The sequence below is a fragment of the Sphingomonas sp. Leaf38 genome (assembly GCF_001421825.1).
Lineage (GTDB): Bacteria > Pseudomonadota > Alphaproteobacteria > Sphingomonadales > Sphingomonadaceae > Sphingomonas.
This window is the reverse complement of record NZ_LMLD01000004.1, coordinates 52,607-69,905: the sequence shown is the minus strand read 5'-3', so window position 1 is coordinate 69,905 and position 17,299 is coordinate 52,607. Positions and strand designations below refer to the sequence as shown.

Here is a 17,299-nt window from a genome sequence, read left to right as displayed (position 1 = left end):
GGCACCGGTTTCGTGATACGAAGCGGCCATGAATAAATCCGCCGTTATTCTCCGCGCCGATCAGCAGATCCCGGCTCGTTTCACGACGGCCGAGTTCCTGCGCATGGGTGAGTCCGGCGCGTTCGACGATATGAAGGTCGAACTGGTCGAGGGGGAACTCGTACGGATGAATCCGCCGATGTCCGCACATGCCGCGCGCCAGGCCAAGATCGCGATCTGCTTGTCGCGTCTATTCGCCGAATCGCGGATCATGGGCGAAGTCGGCGTCGATCTCGGTAACGATACGGTAGTGGGTTGCGATGTCGCCGTCCTACGCGAACCGGTCGCCAAAAATCGCCTGCTGGTCGCCGCGGATGTCCTGCTCGTGATCGAAGTGCCCGAAACGTCGGCTGCCCGCGATACTACGTTCAAGCGCTTCGCCTATGCCAGTGGCGACATTCCGCATTACTGGGTCGTCGACGGCACCCGCGCCGTCGTCCATGTCTACGCCGCACCGGTCGAGGGCGACTACACGCGGTTCCGCTCGTTTGGCTTCGGCGAGCCGTTCGCCGTTCCCGGAACCGACGGCACGATCACGATAGACTGAGGCGGGAGCTCGACGCGCCAGACCGACGCGGGCCGGTCACGCCGCCTTACGCAGATCCAGCCGGCTCCAAATCTCGACCAGCGCATCGGTCAGTTCGCGCATCATCGCCTCGGTATGCGCAGGCCCCGGCGTGAACCGCAGTCGCTCGGTCCCGCGCGGCACGGTCGGATAGTTGATCGGCTGCACGTACACGCCGTATTCGGCGAGCAGCACGTCACTGATCTTCTTCGCCTTGACCGGATCGCCGACCATCAAGGGCACGATATGCGTGTCGCCGATCATCACCGGCAGCCCGGCGTCTTTCAGCATCGCCTTGAGCATCGCCGCCGCGGCCTGCTGGCCGTCGCGCTCCACGCTCGACGCCTTCAGATGCCGCACGCTGGCAAGCACGCCCGCGACCAGCACCGGCGACAGCGACGTCGTGAAGATGAACCCCGGCGCATAGCTGCGAATCACATCGACGATCGTGCGATCGGCGGCAATATAGCCCCCCATCACGCCGAACGCCTTGCCGAGCGTCCCCTCGAGGATCGTGATCCGGTGCGCGACGTCGTCCCGCTCCGAAATGCCACCGCCCCGCGCGCCGTACATCCCGACCGCATGGACTTCGTCGCAATAGGTCAGCGCGTTGTATCGGTCGGCGAGATCGCACACCGCGGCGATCGGCGCGATGTCGCCTTCCATCGAATAGACGCTCTCGAACGCGATCAGCTTCGGCACGGCCGGGTCTTCCCCGGCGAGCAGCTCTTCGAGATGCGCAAGATCGTTGTGGCGGAACACGCGCTTCTCGCAGCCCGAATTGCGGATCCCGGCGATCATCGATGCGTGGTTCAGCTCGTCCGAAAAGATGATGCAGCCCGGCAGCACCTTGGCGAGCGTCGCCAGCGTCGCCTCGTTCGAGACATAGCCGCTGGTGAACAGCAACGCGGCTTCCTTGCCGTGCAGGTCGGCGAGCTCGCCCTCCAGATCGACATGGTAGTGCGTATTGCCGCCGATGTTGCGCGTGCCGCCCGAGCCCGCGCCGACGTCGTGCAGCGCCTCTTCCATCGCCGCGATCACCTTCGGGTGTTGGCCCATCGCGAGATAGTCGTTCGAGCACCACACGGTGATCGGCTTCGGTCCGTTATGCCCCGCGAAGCAGCGCGCGTTGGGGAACGCGCCTTTGTTGCGGAGGATGTCGATGAACACGCGGTAGCGCCCCTCGGCATGCAATCGGTCGATCGCCTGCGTAAACACGCGCGAATAATCGACTCGTGGACCGCTGATGCCGTCCGTCGCCGTTTTGCCGTCGATACTCATAGGCTTGGGCACTACGCCTCACTTTCACTCAGTTCCAGCGCAATACCGCTCTTACGGTGATCGCTTTCCTCATCCTGGACGCACATTGCCACGATGCGCCCGCGAAGCAAGGTGCCACATTGTCCCAGGCCGACGCCTAAAGCTGCTCGATCCTGCCAAATCCCCGCGCAGTCAGCGCCGGTCCGAGCCTGCGCTCCTCGTCGCCCAACCGCGTGAAGACAGCGATGCCCTCGCCCGCGCCCGACCACGTTTCGTCCTGCATCAGGTGAACGATCCGTCGCGCGATCCCGGGACCGCCGTCGACGAACCGGACGCCGGGCGCCGCCGCCGCAAGCTCGGCTTCGACCAGCGGGAAATGCGTACACGCGTTGACGATGACATCGATCGCCGCCCCGCCGGTCTGCGAGAACAAACCATCGAGCACCGCGACATAGCGCTCCGGCGCCACCGCCCGCCCGTGCAGCTTGGCCTCCGCCATCTCGACCAACGCCGCCGACCCGTAGCGTACCACCGTGCAATCGCGGGCGAACCTCGCCGCGAGATCGTCGACATAGGCCTGCCGCACCGTCGCCTCGGTCCCCAGCACGCCGATCGTCCGCGTGACCGACAGCGCGGCGGCGGGCTTGATCGCCGGCACCGTCCCCACCACCGGCAGGTCGAGCGCCGCGCGCACCACGGCCAGCGCAATCGTCGACGCGGTGTTGCACGCGATCACGATCAACCGCGGCCGGTACCGCTCCGCCAAGCGCCCCAGCAGTACGGGCACGCGCGCCGCGATCTCCGCCTCGCTTTTGGTGCCGTAGGGAAACCCGGCCGAGTCGGCGGCATAGACGAACGGTGCGTCGGGGAGCGCCGCGCGAGCCGGGCCGACGATCGAGAGCCCGCCGACGCCGGAATCGAAGAAAAGGATGGGGCGTTGGTCCATTCCCGGTCCTTAGAACGGATCAGTTCGCGCAAACTAGGCCGGATTACCCCGATGCGCGCCAGAGCCTGACGATCCTCCCCCGCCAGGGGGAGGATCGAGATCGGTCGACGACCGCTCATTCTTGAGCACGCCGTCGATCACCGCGCCATTTGCCGTCCGCGCCGCGTCGTTTATAAGCCGTCCGGAACGGGGGACATAGTTGCAGACGGAAATTCTCTGGGTCGCGCCCACGCTATCGCTCGTGCTGAGCTATCTGCTCGGCTCGATCCCGTTCGGCGTCATCCTGACGCGGGCGGGCGGTGCGGGCGATCTGCGGACGATCGGCTCGGGCAACATCGGCGCCACCAACGTCCTGCGCACCGGGCGCAAAGGCCTCGCCGCCGCCACGCTGCTGCTCGACATGGCCAAGGGCGCGGTCGCCGTGCTGCTGGTCGCGCACCTGTTCCCCGGCAACACACCCCTGGCAGCCGCCGGAGCGTTCATCGGCCATTGCTACCCGATCTGGCTCGGGTTCAAGGGCGGCAAGGGCGTCGCCACGCTGATGGGGATCGTCGTCGCGCTCCACTGGCCGCTCGGGCTGGTCTATGCGGTCGTCTGGCTGGGATTGCTCGCGGCGCTGCGCATCTCCTCGGTCGCGGGCATCGCCGCCGCGCTGAGTGCGCCGTTCGCCGCCGCGCTGTTCGGCCGGTTCGACCTCGTCCTGCTGCTACTCGCGCTCGCGCTCATCGTGTTGTGGAAACACCGCGAAAACGTCGAACGGCTGTTCTCGGGGACCGAACCGCGCATCGGCTCCAGCCGGAAAAAGAGTGACTGACCCGATCGTCTCACGACTTCGGCTTATCCGCACGACCGGGATCGGACCGGTCACCTATCGCCAGCTCATCGCCCGCTTCGGCAGCGCGGACGCCGCGATCGACGCGCTCCCGATGCTCGCCGCGCGCGGCGGCGGCCGCAGCCCGCGCGTTGCCGACGCGGCCCTGGCGGAACGCGAGATCGCCGCCACCGCAAAGCTCGGCGCGCGCTATCTCTTCCTCGACGACCCGGACTATCCGCGGCTGCTCGCGGAGATCGAGTCCGCGCCCCCAGCGCTGATCCTGCGGGGCGACATCGCGCACGCGGCCCGCCCCTGCATCGCGATGGTCGGCGCACGCAATGCGTCGGCCGCCGCCTGCCGCTTCGCGCGCCAGCTCGCGCTGCAGCTCGCCGAGGAGGGTACGACGATCGTCTCCGGCCTCGCGCGCGGCATCGACACCGCCGCGCATATCGGCGCGCTCGGCGCGGGGTCGCGCGGCGCCACGATCGGCGTCATCGCCAGCGGGATCGACATCGCCTACCCGCCCGACAACACCGCGCTGCAGGAGCGCATCGCCACCGACGGCCTGCTGCTCGCCGAACAGCCGCCCGGCACCGAGCCCAAGGCGCGCAACTTTCCCTCGCGCAATCGCATCATCGCCGGGCTCGCGATCGGCACGGTCGTGGTCGAGGCCATCCCCAAGTCGGGCTCGCTGATCACCGCACGCCTCGCCAACGAATCGGGTCGCGACGTAATGGCCGTCCCCGGCAGCCCGCTCGATCCGCGCGCGCAGGGCTGCAATTTGCTGATCCGCGAGGGCGCAACGCTGGTGCAATCGGCGGCCGACATCCTCGAACAGATCCGCCCGTTCGATCCGCGCGCGGTCCGCTCGCCGATCGACGCCTATGCCGCCGATCCGGCCGCAGACGCCACCGACACCGATCGTCGCCGGATCGTAGACCTGCTGGGCCCGGTCCCCGTCGCGATCGACGAACTCATCCGCCAGTCGCGCCTCGGCCCGGCGGTCGTCCACACGGTGTTGCTCGAGTTGGAACTGGGCGGCCGCCTCGAACGCCACGCCGGCGGCCGCGCCAGCCTGATTTAACGATCCTCCCCCTCGCGTGGGAGGCCAACAAGGTCGGTGATCACTCCGCCGGCAGATAGATCTCGCTTCCTTTCGCCCGGAACTTCTCGCTCATGTCGGCCATCCCCCTCTCGGCGTCGGCGTGGGTGCCGGTCGCGAAGATCGCCCGGTCGAGATCGGCCGCATCGATGTCCGCGGCGAGGAACGTGTCCGCGGGTGCATTCTGCGTGGCGGCAAAGTCGCGGACCTCCTGCGTGATCTTCATCGAGCAGAATTTGGGCCCGCACATCGAGCAGAAATGCGCGGTCTTGGCGCCTTCTGCGGGGAGCGTCTGGTCGTGGTAGGATTCCGCCGTATCAGGGTCCAGCGAGAGGTTGAACTGGTCGCGCCAGCGGAATTCGAAGCGGGCGCGGCTCAGCGCGTCGTCGCGCATCTGGGCGGCGGGGTGGCCCTTTGCCAGGTCGGCGGCGTGGGCGGCTAGCTTGTAGGTCACGACGCCGACTTTCACGTCGTCGCGATCCGGCAGGCCGAGATGCTCCTTGGGCGTGACGTAGCAGAGCATCGCGGTGCCGTACCAGCCGATCATCGCGGCGCCGATGCCGCTCGTGATGTGGTCGTAGCCGGGGGCGATGTCCGTCGTCAGTGGCCCTAGGGTGTAGAAGGGGGCTTCGCCGCAGACTTCGAGTTGCTTGTCCATGTTCTCCTTGATCTTGTGCATCGGGACATGGCCGGGGCCTTCGATCATGACCTGGACGTCGCTCTTCCACGCGCGGTGGGTGAGTTCGCCGAGTGTGTAGAGTTCGCTGAACTGCGCTTCGTCGTTCGCGTCGGCGATCGAGCCGGGGCGCAGACCGTCGCCGAGGCTGTAGGCGATGTCGTACGCCTGCATGATCTCGGTGATCTCGTCGAAGCGCTCGTAGAGGAAGCTCTCCTTGTGATGGCTGAGGCACCATTTCGCCATTATCGAGCCGCCGCGGCTGACGATGCCGGTGACGCGTTTCGCGGTCATCGGGATGTACGCCAGCCGCACGCCGGCGTGGATCGTGAAGTAATCGACGCCTTGTTCCGCCTGCTCGATGAGCGTGTCGCGGAAGATCTCCCAGGTGAGGTCCTCGGCGACGCCGCCGACCTTCTCGAGCGCCTGGTAGATGGGCACGGTGCCGATCGGGACGGGCGAGTTGCGCAGGATCCATTCGCGCGTGTCGTGGATGTTGCGGCCGGTGCTGAGGTCCATCACCGTGTCGGCGCCCCAGCGGATCGACCAGACGAGTTTGTCGACTTCGGCGGCGACGTTGCTGGCGACCGCCGAGTTGCCGATGTTGGCGTTGATCTTGACGAGGAAGTTGCGGCCGATCGCCATCGGTTCGGATTCGGGGTGGTTGATGTTGTTGGGGATGATCGCACGGCCGCGGGCGATCTCGTCGCGGACGAACTCGGGGGTCACGAAGTCGGGGATGCTCGCGCCGAAGCTCTCGCCGTCTCGAACATAGTCCTTGAGCATGGCGCGGCCGAGATTCTCGCGCGTGGCGACATATTCCATTTCCGGGGTGATGATCCCCCGTCGCGCGTAGTGCATCTGGCTGACGTTCTGGCCTGGCTTCGCGCGCAGGGGCCGCTTGATGCTGCCGGGGAATTGCGGGACCCCGCCCGAGCGGTCGGGGCCGAGCTGGCCATTGTCCTCGGGGCGGATTTCTCGGGCGTCGTAGGATTCCACGTCACCTCGGGCCTCGATCCAGCCCCGGCGGAGTTGGGGGAGGCCGGCGTTGATGTCGATCGTCGCGCGCGGATCGGTATAGGGGCCGCTGGTGTCGTAGACGCGCAAGGGAGGCTCGGCGCAGCTCGGGTCGAGGACGATCTCGCGCATCGCGACGCGGACGTCGGGGCTCGACGGGACCGCGACGTGAATTTTGCGCGAGCCGCGGATCGGGCCGGTGGTGACGCCGATGTCGGTAGTGTTGGACTGCGTAACGACGGCCATGCGCGTGCTCCTAAAGGTCTCGGAGCAAGGCTTGCGGTTCTGTGGCGACCGCTCCCTCCCTCCGCCGGTATCAACCGGATCAGGTTCAGCGGGTCGAAGGCTCCTGCCTTCCTCTCAAGCGCGGACTAGCGCTCCCCCGGGGTAGCGCGAGCATAGGCGGCCCGAGGTGGCGTGCAATGGGAAATTTGGGGGCTTGGGTCGACCGGGGCTGGCTCTTGCGATCCTCCCCCGCCAGAGGGAGGTGGATGGCGCATGCCAAACGGAGGGCGAGGTAAGGGAAAACCTCGGTCACATGTCCTCCCCCTCCGTCGCCTTCGGCGCCACCTCCCCCTGCCGGGGGAGGATTGAGGTTGTGCAGACAAGGGAAAGGCCGCTGCCCTGTCGGGGCAGCGGCCTTTTCGGTGTCGTGTAGTAGTAATCGCCCCTCCCCGTTCGTGCCGAGCGCAGTCGAAAGACCCTTGCACGTGGGGCTTACCCTTCGACTTCGCTCAGGGCGAACGGGGATCGAAGGTGCGCTACCTCAGAACCGGAAAGAAACGGTGCCGCGCAGCGAGTGCCAGCGAAAATTCTCGTCGCTGCGGCGGAAGGTGGTGCCGGTGGTGTTGGGCGCCAGCACGAACGGGTTGTTCGCCAGCAGGACCGGGCTGCCGGCGAGCGTGGTGCCCGCGGTGACCAGCACGCGGGCGTCATCGTCCTTATACTGGTGATAGGTGTATTCCATCCCGATCGAGATGTTCCGGGTCAGCTTCTGCTCGATACCGCCGCCGCCGACATAACCCCAGCGCTTGTCCGAGCCGGTCGCCGCAAACGCGTTGGCGGTGTTGGTCGTGAAGAAGAGATTGTCGATCTTGGCATAGCCGGCGCCACCGGTGGCGTAGAACAGCGTGTTGCGCGCTGCGAGGCCGGCGCGGGCGCGAACCGACCCTTCCCACTTCAACTTGCGCGCCATCGTGTAGCTGGCGGGCGTGGTCGAGAAACCGGCGACGCTGTCGGTGATGTCGGACTTGCCAAATTCGCCGACCAGGCCGACCACGAACGGGCCGCTCTGCACGTCGAAGCCGGCGCGGCCATAATAGGACCAGCCGTCATCGTCGTTGCGGCAGCCAAAATCGACAACCGCAGTGCGGGCGGAGCCGTTGCAGAAGCCCGGCGAGAAGGCGTTAGCGCCGGTTATGGTGTTGACGCTGTCGTTGAAGTTGCCGTCGCCGTTGCGATCGAACAGGATCGACGAGCCGACATCGTTCGGCTGGACGTCGTAACCGCCGGCCGCGCCGATATAGAGGCCCGAGAACGGCTTGCTGTCACGGTCGTTCGTCATGTCCTGCGCGGCGGCGGGAACGGCAAAAATGCCCGCGGTGGCGAGACCGGCGAGCATGGTAAGCGTCGTGAAGTGTTTCATGGTCATTCCCCAAAACAAGGATCGCGGCGCTCCTGAATGCGCCGCGATCCGAGGTTTCTGTTTCAGTCCGTAACGGCGATCACGCGTTGGCGCCGCTGGTCCGAAGTGCATCAGTGCGATTGTTGGTGCCGTTGGGGAAGAAACCCCCGCCGATCCGTGCGGTGCTGGTCAGATAGGCGATGTTGTGCACCTGCGCGATCGACCGGCTATAGGCCAGGCCGTTGGCGTCGGTCGGCACGATGTTCGAGATCGTCGGATCCGACCCGGTGATGCCCTGGTCGATGTCGCCGATCACGCCGGTCGCGCTGTTGGTGACGGTGCCATCCAGGCTGTCGCGTGCGTCGCTGATCTGGCCCGCAATCGTGCGCAGCGACGGTGTATCCAGGCCCTTGCGGTACAGGATCGTGCGGATCAGGCCGGCGTGATAGGCCTCTGCCGCGAGGATGCCGGCGGCGGCCTCGAGATAGGTCTTGTTGGCGATCAGCGCCGCTGCGCCCTTATAGGCGGAGACGCCGACGTCCTCGAAGATGTATGCGCCGAGCAGGAAGCTGTTGTCGTCGGCATAGGGGTTGAACACCTGCGATGCAGAGACGACGCCGGCTGCGCGTGCGGCGGCCGTGAACGCACCCGGAGCGGCAACCGTGCCGACCGAGATATCGATCGCGGGCTGGGCGACGGCGGCGGTGCCGAGCGCGGTACGCAGGAACGCGACATGCGCGACCTCGTCGATCGCGATCTCGCGGGCATATTCACGAACGACGGCATCCTGGAACGGGACCTGTGCGCCGCCGGTAACGGCACCCTGCGTACCGGTGCCGGTGAGCAGGCTGGCGTTCAGGCCGACGCCGAACGCCGCGAACGCATAGAATTGCGCTTCGAGATATTCGAGGTTGAGCGCGAAATTCAGGATATCCGCATCGTTGATCGCAGCGGTCGGGGTCGGGGTCGGCGTGGGCGCGGGTGCGAGATCAGCATCGTCGTTGCCGCATGCTGCGAGCAGGCTGGCGCCACCGATGGCAAGCGCGGAGCCACCGGCGAAGCGGAGGAAGCCGCGGCGCTCGTTGCGGCGGGTGGCGATCGCGTCGAATATCTCGAGCTTGGTATTGAGATCGGTCATTGGGTCAAATCCCCTGAATAGCGAAGAAGAGCGTTGGGCGAGGCTGATGCGATCAGACTGCCGCAGTGCTCGTCTTGATGGTGCCGTTCATGCCCGACGGGTAGAAACCGCCGGCCGATGCCGCACCGCTGTTGAGATAGACGATGTTGAGCACCTGGCTCGCCGAGCGGCTGTAGGCAACGCCGTTGCTGTCGAGCGGAACGATGTTCGACACGGTCACCGCGGCCTGCGTGGTGGCGAGGTTGATCGGCGTCGCGCTGTACGACGAGATGCCCTGGTCGATATCGTTCGAACCGAAGATGGTGGTGTTGGCGCCGCCACCATCGAGGCTGTCGCGCGCCCGCGAGATCGCATCGGCCGAGGTGCGCAGCGACGGCGTCGCGATGCCCTTGCCATACAGCGTCGTGCGCACGATCGCGGCGTGATACGCCTCGACCGCGAGCAGCCCGGCCGCCGCCTCGAGATATGCCTTGCTGGTGAGCAGCGGTGCGGCGCCCTTGTAGGCGGTCACACCGACGTCTTCGAAAATGAAGGCACCAAGCAGGAACGCCTCGTCCGAGGCATAGGGATCGAACGCCGTCCCGGCCGGCACGAGGCCGGCAGCTTGCGCCGCGGTCGAAAAGGCACTGGTGGCGGAGACGCTGACGTCGATCGCCGGCTGCGAGACGGCGGCGGTGCCGAGCGCGGCGCGGAGGAACTTGACGTGGGCAATCTCGTCCTGCGCGATTTCGCGCGCATATTGCTGGACGATCGGATCGGTGAAGTTGACCTGGCGACCGCCGCGCACGGCGCCTTGCGTGCCCGAGCCCGATAGCAGGCTGTTGTCGAGCCCGGTGCCGTAGGCGGCGTAGGAATAGAATTGCGCCTCGAGATATTCGAGGTTGAGCGCGAAGTTCAGCACGTCCGCGTCGGTGATCGACTGCGCCGCCGCGGCGCTCGACATCGACAAGGCGGTGGCACCGGCTGCGGTGATCGCCGCCGCGCCGAGCGCATTTTTGAAGAACTCACGCCGCTCGCTGCGTCGCTCCACGCGAGCATCGAGGGCTTCGATCAGGTGCACGCTCTCGGTCATATCAGGGTCCTCCCCCTTGTTGTTGCAGACGTCGGAGTTATTGAAACAATCGAACAATCGGGACCGATGAGAGTAATACCCTGTCGCCAAGGCCGAACTCGTAACGCGCTCTGTTGCGGACATAAAAATGCCGTCCACGGCGAGGAACGGCTGCAATCGCGAAATGGACGCAGCATTAACGCGGGTCGGGTGAAATAAATTTCAGGGACCTGGGCGGCGCGATCCTGCGGCGCGCGCCGGGGCATCGGCGCGGCACCAGCGCGTGTCGCCGGCGGCCGCTGAACGCGGTGCTGGCGGTACAAACCCGGTTGCCAGCGCCGTACCGCAACGCCGCGGTCGTTGCAGCGAGCGCCCCGCCCCGCCCCGCCGGCAATGGTCGCGCGCCGGGCGACGCAAAAAGGGCAGACGCAGGCTGCGCCCTGCGCCCCTCCGTCTGCCCAGCGTCCCCTCCGGCGGGGAGCATCGATGGTATAGGCGCCTGCGCTCGTGCCGCGGTTCGGACTGCGCGTGTGCCGTAGATCAGAAGGTGTAGGTCAGCCCCAGCGCGCCCAGCCACTGGTCGGCAGAGCCGACGTCGGCGACGATCGGGCTGTTCTTGTACTTGCCGAGCATGCGTCCGTAGAGCACGCCCGCGCCGACCCCGAAGCCATGGCGGAGATCACCCGATAGGCTCTGCACGACGAAGAACGAGGCGTTGGCGCGACGGAAGCCGCTGTCGTTGACGTCGTAGGTGCGCAGGCCGCTCGCGAGCGAACCGATCGGCGTCACCGCGGCATAGGTCCGGCCAAAGCCCTTGCCGGCATAGTCCGCCGACAGCCCGATCGCGACGAGCGTCCGGACCGAGAGCGGGGTCGTGTAGTTGACCTGCGGGGTAATGACGTAGCTGTCATAGGTACCCGACACGTCGTGGACATAGGCGACACGCGCGGTGAGGGTATCGTAATCGCTGGTGATGACGCCGGTCTTGCCGATGCCGACATAGCCGCCGAGCTCATAGGCGGTATCGATCTTGCCGAGCGCGCGGACCTGGCGGTTGTCGATATCGCCGGTGCGATCCCGGCGGACACCACCGATAACGCCGACTTCGTAATTGATGCCGACCTCGCCCGTGTTCGGGATCAGGTTGAAGTATAGCTGCGTGCCGCGCAGGAAGAAGTCATGCCCGCGCACCGTGCCGATGACCGCACCCGCGGGTATGAAGGAATTGCTGTCCGCGCCTTCGTAATCGGGCATCGACACCACGCCAAGCGCGACCGTGACGCGGTTGTTGTCGGCAGGATTGGTGATCGGCGGCGACGGGTTCGGATCGGTCTGGGCGACAGCGGGGGTGGCGATCGGGAGCACCGCGATTGCGGCAGACGTGAAGAGAGTGAATGCGCGCAAGGAGATGCTCCGGACAAAAAGGTTCCAGCGCAAAACGCAGCGCGTTCATTTTCGGTCCGTTACGATCGGTCAGAAGATATAACGCATTTTCACCTGTTGCATTTCGGCATCACCGGCAAGCATGAACCGGGCGGCCGAAAAACGGGGCGGGCCGAACCGGACCGCGGCGTTGCGCGAAAAGCCATAGCCCTCGCGCGGGATGCCGGCGATCGTATCGAGCTTGGCGTTGCTGTTCTCGTCATGGATGATCGCGAGCGCATACCCGCGCTGCGGCAGACCGGGGAAGCTCGTCGTGTGAAGGCTCGCCGGAATCGACCGCGTGAGCGCATTGCCGTCGTCGACGCAGGCGGGAAAATTGTCCGGGTCCGCGGTCAGGCAGATCCGGATCAGGCCCTTTGCCGAGCGCAGATTGTCGACCGCGACGTCAAGCCGCGTGACGGGGGCTGCCGCCGCCAGCGTCAGCCACGCCAACGCGGCCGCCGCGACGAGCGGCAGCATGCGCCTTGGTGACGTCGCCCGGCCTGTTATCGGTGCCGCAGAGCCGATCCCAAAAGCGGAAATAGAGGCCATAGTTGCACCCGTATTGTTCGTGACGGCGCTGATGATGGCTGGCCGTGATCCGCCAACCACCCACTGCACCGCGCCACATGAACCGCGGGAAAACTTCCCACCGCATGTGGTTGGTTACCCCCATAACGGTCATGATCCTCAGTACCAGACCCAGCGCGCCGCTATGGATCGGAATCAGCGATACCAGTAGCGGAATTATCACAGCGCCAATACCCGCCTCGGTCGCATGGAACGCCACCGCCCGCGCGGTCGACGGCCGGCTGGCAGACCCGCCTGCGCCGGCTTGAACGGCTTCAACCCGGGTGGCCGCCTAGGCGTACCGTCGCGCGTCGGCGCCGATGACGCTGCTGGTCGCCGGACCGGTCGGCACCTGAACAGGCGCGCGTCGTCGGCCTCGATCGCGATCATATCGCAGCCGCCCGTTGGACGGCCCCCGCCTCCCCCAGCCTTGCGCCGGCGGGGGAGGCGAGACCGCTCAATCGTCCTTTCGTACCGGAAACGCGAAGCCGAGCGGCTGGATCGCGGTCGCGTCCTGCTTTAGCCGCGCGGCCATCTGCTCGTACTCGCGCTCGGTCTCCGGGGTGACGCTCGCGCGCGATTCCTTCAGCGCGCCGTCGAAGTCGGCCATGGTCACGTCGGTCGAATCGATCGACCGCCGCAACGCGACCAGACCGGCGCGGCGGACGACATCCTCCAGATCGGCACCGCTGAAGCGGTCGGTCCGCTCCGCAAGACGGTCGAGATCGACGTCGCTTGCGAGCGGCATCTTCTCGGTCTGGATGCCCAGGATGCGGCGACGCCCGGCCTTGTCGGGAACGCCGACATAGACGAGCTCGTCGAACCGTCCCGGCCGCAACAACGCCGGGTCGATCAGGTTCGGCCGGTTGGTCGCACCGATCACGACGACCGATTGCAGCTCCTCCAGCCCGTCCATCTCGGCGAGGATCGTGTTGACGACGCGCTCGGTCACCTGCGGCTCGCCCGCACCGCTGCCCCGCGCGGGCACCAGCGAATCGAGCTCGTCGATGAAGATCACGCACGGCGCGACCTGACGCGCGCGCTGGAACAGCCGGGTGATCTGCTGCTCGCTCTCGCCATACCATTTGCTGAGCAGGTCGGACGATTTGGTGGCGATGAAGTTCGCCTCCGCCTCGCGCGCAACCGCCTTGGCCAGCAGCGTCTTGCCGGTGCCGGGCGGACCGTAGAGCAGGAAGCCCTTGGCGGGCCGGATCCCCAGACGGCGGAACGCGTCGGGGTTCTTGAGCGGCAGTTCGACGCCTTCCTTCAGCCGCATCTGCGCATCGTCGAGCCCGCCGACATCGGCCCAGCGCACCGTCGGCGCCTGCACCATGACTTCGCGCATCGCCGATGGCTGGACGCGTTTGAGCGCACCGAGGAAATCCTCGCGCGTGACCGACAGTTCGTCGAGCACTTCGGGCGGAATCGTCCGCTCCTCGAGATTGAGCTTGGGCATGATCCGGCGCACCGCCTCGATCGCCGCTTCACGTGCGAGCGCGGCGAGATCGGCGCCGACGAAACCGTAGGTCGTACGCGCAAGCTCATCGAGATCGACGCGGTCACCGAGCGGCATGCCGCGCGCGTGGATGCCGAGGATTTCGCGGCGGCCACGCTCGTCCGGGACACCGACGACGATCTCGCGGTCGAACCGGCCGGGACGGCGAAGGGCTTCGTCGATCGCCTCGGGACGGTTGGTGGCGGCGATCACGACGAGATTCGCACGCGATTCGATGCCGTCCATCAACGTCAGCAGCTGTGCGACAAGACGCTTTTCGGCCTCGCCCGACACCTGACCACGCTTGGGCGCGATCGAATCGATCTCGTCGATGAACACGATCGACGGCGCGGACTTCGCGGCTTCCTCGAACACCTCGCGGAGGCGTGATTCGGACTCGCCATAGGCCGAGCCCATGATCTCGGGACCGTTGATCAGGAAGAATTGCGCATCCGATTCGTTCGCGACGGCGCGCGCGAGCCGCGTCTTGCCGGTGCCGGGAGGGCCATGCAGCAACACGCCCTTGGGTGGATCGACGCCCAGCCGCTGGAACAGTTCGGGATAGCGCAGCGGCAGTTCGACCATCTCGCGCAGCTGGTCGATCGTCTGCGCCATGCCGCCAATGTCATCGTACGTGACGTCGGCGCGCCGCGCAGCCTGCGGCTCCTCATATTCGGAGCGCAGTTCGATCTCGGTATTCTCGTCGATATGCACCACGCCCTTGGGGCTGGCGGCGATCACCGCGAGGCGGATTTCCTGCAACGCGTAGGCCGGCGCGTTCATGAACTGCTGGACGCCCGGCGGCATGTTGCCGACGCGCTGATGCCCCGCGGTCGCGACGATGTCACCCTGGCAGATCGGCCGGCCAAGGAACGTGCGCTTGAGCGCGTTGGTCGAACCCTGGAGGCGGAGGTTCTGCTGGGCGGGCGCGAAGACGACGCGCGTCGCAGGCTTCGACTCGGCCTTGCGCACCTCGACGAAATCGCCCGAACCGACACCCGCGTTAGCACGCTGGAGCCCGTCGATACGCAGGATGTCGAGGCCTTCATCCTCGGGATACGGCCCGACGGCGCGCGCGGGCGTATTCTGCTTGCCGAGGATTTCGATCACGTCGCCCTCGCCGATCGCGAGCGTCGCCATGAGCGCGCGCGGCAGATGCGCTAAGCCACGACCGCTATCCTCGGGCCGCGCATTGGCAACCTGGATTTTCCGCGTGGGGATTTCGCTGTCGGGCATCTCAATTCCTTCGAACTCGTAGCGCCCGAGATAGGGCGCCGGTTCCGATGGTTCGAGGACTTGAAAACACAAAAAAAGGGCCGGCCATAAAGGCCAGCCCATGAAAGTTTTTAGGAGAGGATGCCTGAAAGGCGAGGTCTTTTTGCGTCGGGACGGTTGATGTTGCAAGTGCGAAGGGATCAGCTACGATTGCGCGAACTGCAATCGTATGGCTGAATGCGTCCAGCGGTCGTTGTCACACTCGTCGAGTCGAAAGAGGAATCATGCGCAGGCTGCCGCCATTGGGGGCTATCGAGGCGTTCGTGCAGGTCGCGCGACTGGGCTCGATCAAGGCCGCAGCCGAGGATCTGGCACTGTCGGCCCCCGCGCTCAGCCGGCGTGTGCAGAGCCTCGAGCGCTTCATCGCCAAGCCTTTGTTCGCGCGCCGGCATCAGGCGATGGTGCTCAATGCGGATGGCGAGCGGTTGCTCGCGCAGATCGCGCCGGTGCTAGATTCCCTGTCGGATGCGGTCGAATCGCTGACCAGCACGACCGAGGTGCTGCGGCTGCGGCTAGGGATCCTGCCGCTCTATGCGTCGCAAAAGCTTTTCCCGCGACTGGGGGAATTGCGCACGACGCATCCCGAGCTCCATCTCGACATCGATACCGCCGCGCACCTTGTGTCGCGACTCGGCGACGGGCTCGACGCGGTGATCGCCTTGTCGCGCGAGATCGATCCGTCGCTCTACGCGCGGCGGCTCGATCGCAATTCGGTCTATGTGATCGGCGCGCGCAGCCTGCTCGAGCGGGCGGACCCGGTCACGCGGCCCGAACAGCTCGCGACGCTGACCGCGCTGGTGCACCGCGACATGACCGATACGTTCACCGCATGGCGAACGGCGGCGGGACTCGACGAGATCGAGCCGCTGGCGATCGACCATTTCGATTCGGGCGCGCTGATGCTCGAGGCGGCGGCGCAGGGCCTGGGCGTCGCGTTCATGCATGCGAGCCATTTCGCCGACGCCAACGATCCGCGGCTGGTGCGGCTGTTCGATATCGCGGTGGAGAGTCCGTACAGCTACTGGTTCGTGTGCCGCCCTCGCGCGCTGCAGACCAAGCCCGTCAAGCTGTTCCACGACTGGCTGATCCGGACCCTGGCGGAAGTTTAGCCCGGCGTGGCTTTCGCCGGGATACCGGGTGTATGTTTGAGAGAGGATCAGGGTAGCAACTGCGGGGCGCTTCATGTTCGAAGCGCGCCGCGGCAAAGCCGCGCCGTCGGACGCAGTTGCACTCCGCCGGCCGGCTTCGGCTGTCTCCGGCGCAGCCTCGGCTGCGCCGGTGCAGCCTTTAGGCTGCGCGGGCCTTGACGATCTTGCCCGGCGTACGCGGCGGCTCGCCCTTGGGCAGCGCGTCGATCAGGTCCATGCCGTCGGTGACTTCGCCCCACACGGTGTACTGCTTGTCGAGGAAGCGCGCGTCGTCGAACACGATGAAGAACTGCGAGTTCGCCGTGTCGGGCTGGTTGGTGCGCGCCATCGAGCACACGCCGCGGACATGCGGCTCGGCCGAGAATTCCGCCTTGAGGTTGGGCTTGCTCGACCCGCCGGTGCCGTCGCCGCGACCACCGTCACCGCCCTGCGCCATGAAGCCCGGGATCACGCGGTGGAACGGCACGCCGTCGTAAAAGCCTTCGTTCGCGAGTTCGGCGATCCGCTCGACATGCTTTGGCGCGAGATCGGGGCGGAACTTGATCGTGACGTCGCCGCCGTCGAGGGTCAGCGTAAGCGTTTCGGGGGTATCAGCCATTCATGTTCTCCTGAATTGATGAGGCGCAGATAGGGAGCCGCACTCCGACTGGCAAATGCACGCGCGTCGCGTTAGGGCCCAAGCGCAAATCTTTTAAGGGAGGCAGCCATGAGCGAACTCGAGCTTCCCGAGGTCGAAACCGACACCCAACCCGAAACGCAGCTCGATCGCGACGATCATCTGCGGCCCGAATTCGTCCGCGCGGTGCTCGACGCGGTCGAGGACGGCGACGACGAGACCGCGCGCGCGCTGGTCGAGCCGCTGCATCCCGCCGACATCGCCGATCTGTTCGAGCTGACCCCGCAGGAGGATCGCGCCGCGCTCGCCCGCGCGGTCACCGATCTGCTCGGCGGCGACGTGTTCGCTGAGATGAACGATTATGTCCGTGAGGATCTGATCGACGCACTCGAGCCGCACCAGGTCGCCGATCTGGCGTCCGAGCTCGACACCGACGACGCGGTCGCGATCATCGAGGACATGGACGAGGACGAGCAGCGCGCCGTGCTGCGCGCGCTCGATCCCGACGATCGCGCGGCGATCGAGGAGGCGCTGAGCTACG

General features: G+C 66.3%; 15 protein-coding genes, 1 pseudogene and 1 riboswitch. Of the genes and pseudogenes, 5 read left to right on the top strand and 11 right to left on the bottom strand.

Annotated elements, in window-relative coordinates; translation table 11 throughout:
• Nucleotides 1–28 precede the first annotated feature (28 nt).
• Complete coding sequence (locus tag ASE88_RS00505; protein ID WP_056474149.1) at nt 29–586, top strand: Uma2 family endonuclease; 558 nt, start codon at nt 29–31, stop codon at nt 584–586.
• A 36-nt stretch (nt 587–622) separates the two neighbouring features.
• Here the strand turns inward: ASE88_RS00505 and hemA are convergent, their stop codons facing one another.
• Nucleotides 623–1,885, bottom strand: a complete 1,263-nt coding sequence (gene hemA, locus ASE88_RS00500) for a 5-aminolevulinate synthase (protein WP_056474147.1) — start codon at nt 1,883–1,885, stop codon at nt 623–625.
• A 136-nt stretch (nt 1,886–2,021) separates the two neighbouring features.
• Nucleotides 2,022–2,810 carry a glutamate racemase gene (gene murI, locus ASE88_RS00495; protein ID WP_055882169.1) on the bottom strand — a complete coding sequence of 263 codons (789 nt, stop codon included), beginning with the start codon at nt 2,808–2,810 and terminating at the stop codon, nt 2,022–2,024.
• A 199-nt stretch (nt 2,811–3,009) separates the two neighbouring features.
• Here murI and plsY point away from each other — a divergent pair, with 199 nt between their 5' ends.
• Together plsY and dprA are read left to right on the top strand one after the other, a co-directional pair.
• Nucleotides 3,010–3,624, top strand: a complete 615-nt coding sequence (gene plsY, locus ASE88_RS00490; protein WP_055882171.1) for a glycerol-3-phosphate 1-O-acyltransferase PlsY — start codon at nt 3,010–3,012, stop codon at nt 3,622–3,624.
• Nucleotides 3,617–4,708 carry a DNA-processing protein DprA gene (dprA, locus tag ASE88_RS00485; RefSeq protein WP_055882174.1) on the top strand — a complete coding sequence of 364 codons (1,092 nt, stop codon included), beginning with the start codon at nt 3,617–3,619 and terminating at the stop codon, nt 4,706–4,708. The genes plsY and dprA overlap by 8 nt, the downstream gene beginning before the upstream one ends.
• Nucleotides 4,709–4,748: 40 nt before the next feature.
• On the opposite strand, the gene thiC is transcribed toward dprA, so the two are convergent.
• The 8 genes and pseudogenes from thiC to ASE88_RS00450 form a co-directional block, all read right to left on the bottom strand.
• Nucleotides 4,749–6,665 carry a phosphomethylpyrimidine synthase ThiC gene (gene thiC / locus ASE88_RS00480; RefSeq protein WP_056474144.1) on the bottom strand — a complete coding sequence of 639 codons (1,917 nt, stop codon included), beginning with the start codon at nt 6,663–6,665 and terminating at the stop codon, nt 4,749–4,751.
• 39 nt (nt 6,666–6,704) lie between these two features.
• Nucleotides 6,705–6,812: riboswitch (TPP riboswitch) on the bottom strand.
• A 373-nt stretch (nt 6,813–7,185) separates the two neighbouring features.
• Nucleotides 7,186–8,064 (bottom strand): outer membrane protein, encoded by an 879-nt coding sequence (locus ASE88_RS00475; RefSeq protein ID WP_082463531.1) that lies wholly within the window; start codon nt 8,062–8,064, stop codon nt 7,186–7,188.
• Nucleotides 8,065–8,143: 79 nt separating this feature from the next.
• Nucleotides 8,144–9,181 carry a ferritin-like domain-containing protein gene (locus ASE88_RS00470; RefSeq protein WP_055882180.1) on the bottom strand — a complete coding sequence of 346 codons (1,038 nt, stop codon included), beginning with the start codon at nt 9,179–9,181 and terminating at the stop codon, nt 8,144–8,146.
• 52 nt (nt 9,182–9,233) lie between these two features.
• Complete coding sequence (locus ASE88_RS00465; protein ID WP_055882494.1) at nt 9,234–10,253, bottom strand: ferritin-like domain-containing protein; 1,020 nt, start codon at nt 10,251–10,253, stop codon at nt 9,234–9,236.
• A 519-nt stretch (nt 10,254–10,772) separates the two neighbouring features.
• Nucleotides 10,773–11,636 carry a MipA/OmpV family protein gene (locus ASE88_RS00460; RefSeq protein ID WP_055882183.1) on the bottom strand — a complete coding sequence of 288 codons (864 nt, stop codon included), beginning with the start codon at nt 11,634–11,636 and terminating at the stop codon, nt 10,773–10,775.
• Nucleotides 11,637–11,705: 69 nt separating this feature from the next.
• A complete protein-coding gene (locus tag ASE88_RS00455) occupies nt 11,706–12,134 on the bottom strand; it encodes a DUF2141 domain-containing protein (RefSeq protein WP_056474135.1) in 429 nt (142 codons plus the stop codon).
• Nucleotides 12,061–12,471 (bottom strand): annotated as a pseudogene (locus tag ASE88_RS18065) (sterol desaturase family protein); the annotation flags it as partial. The gene ASE88_RS00455 and the pseudogene ASE88_RS18065, both read right to left, overlap by 74 nt.
• A gap of 210 nt (nt 12,472–12,681) precedes the next feature.
• Nucleotides 12,682–14,955 carry a CDC48 family AAA ATPase gene (locus tag ASE88_RS00450; RefSeq protein ID WP_056474131.1) on the bottom strand — a complete coding sequence of 758 codons (2,274 nt, stop codon included), beginning with the start codon at nt 14,953–14,955 and terminating at the stop codon, nt 12,682–12,684.
• Nucleotides 14,956–15,218: 263 nt separating this feature from the next.
• On the opposite strand from ASE88_RS00450, the gene ASE88_RS00445 reads away from it, so the two are divergent.
• On the top strand, nt 15,219–16,103 hold the full coding sequence (locus ASE88_RS00445; protein WP_055882189.1) for a LysR substrate-binding domain-containing protein: 885 nt from the start codon (nt 15,219–15,221) through the stop codon (nt 16,101–16,103).
• A 178-nt stretch (nt 16,104–16,281) separates the two neighbouring features.
• Here ASE88_RS00445 and ASE88_RS00440 read toward each other — a convergent pair whose 3' ends face one another.
• On the bottom strand, nt 16,282–16,740 hold the full coding sequence (locus ASE88_RS00440; protein ID WP_056474128.1) for a peptidylprolyl isomerase: 459 nt from the start codon (nt 16,738–16,740) through the stop codon (nt 16,282–16,284).
• 108 nt (nt 16,741–16,848) lie between these two features.
• On the opposite strand from ASE88_RS00440, the gene ASE88_RS19295 reads away from it, so the two are divergent.
• A partial coding sequence (locus ASE88_RS19295) for a magnesium transporter MgtE N-terminal domain-containing protein (RefSeq protein ID WP_414893203.1) occupies nt 16,849–17,299 on the top strand: 451 nt, incomplete at its 3' end.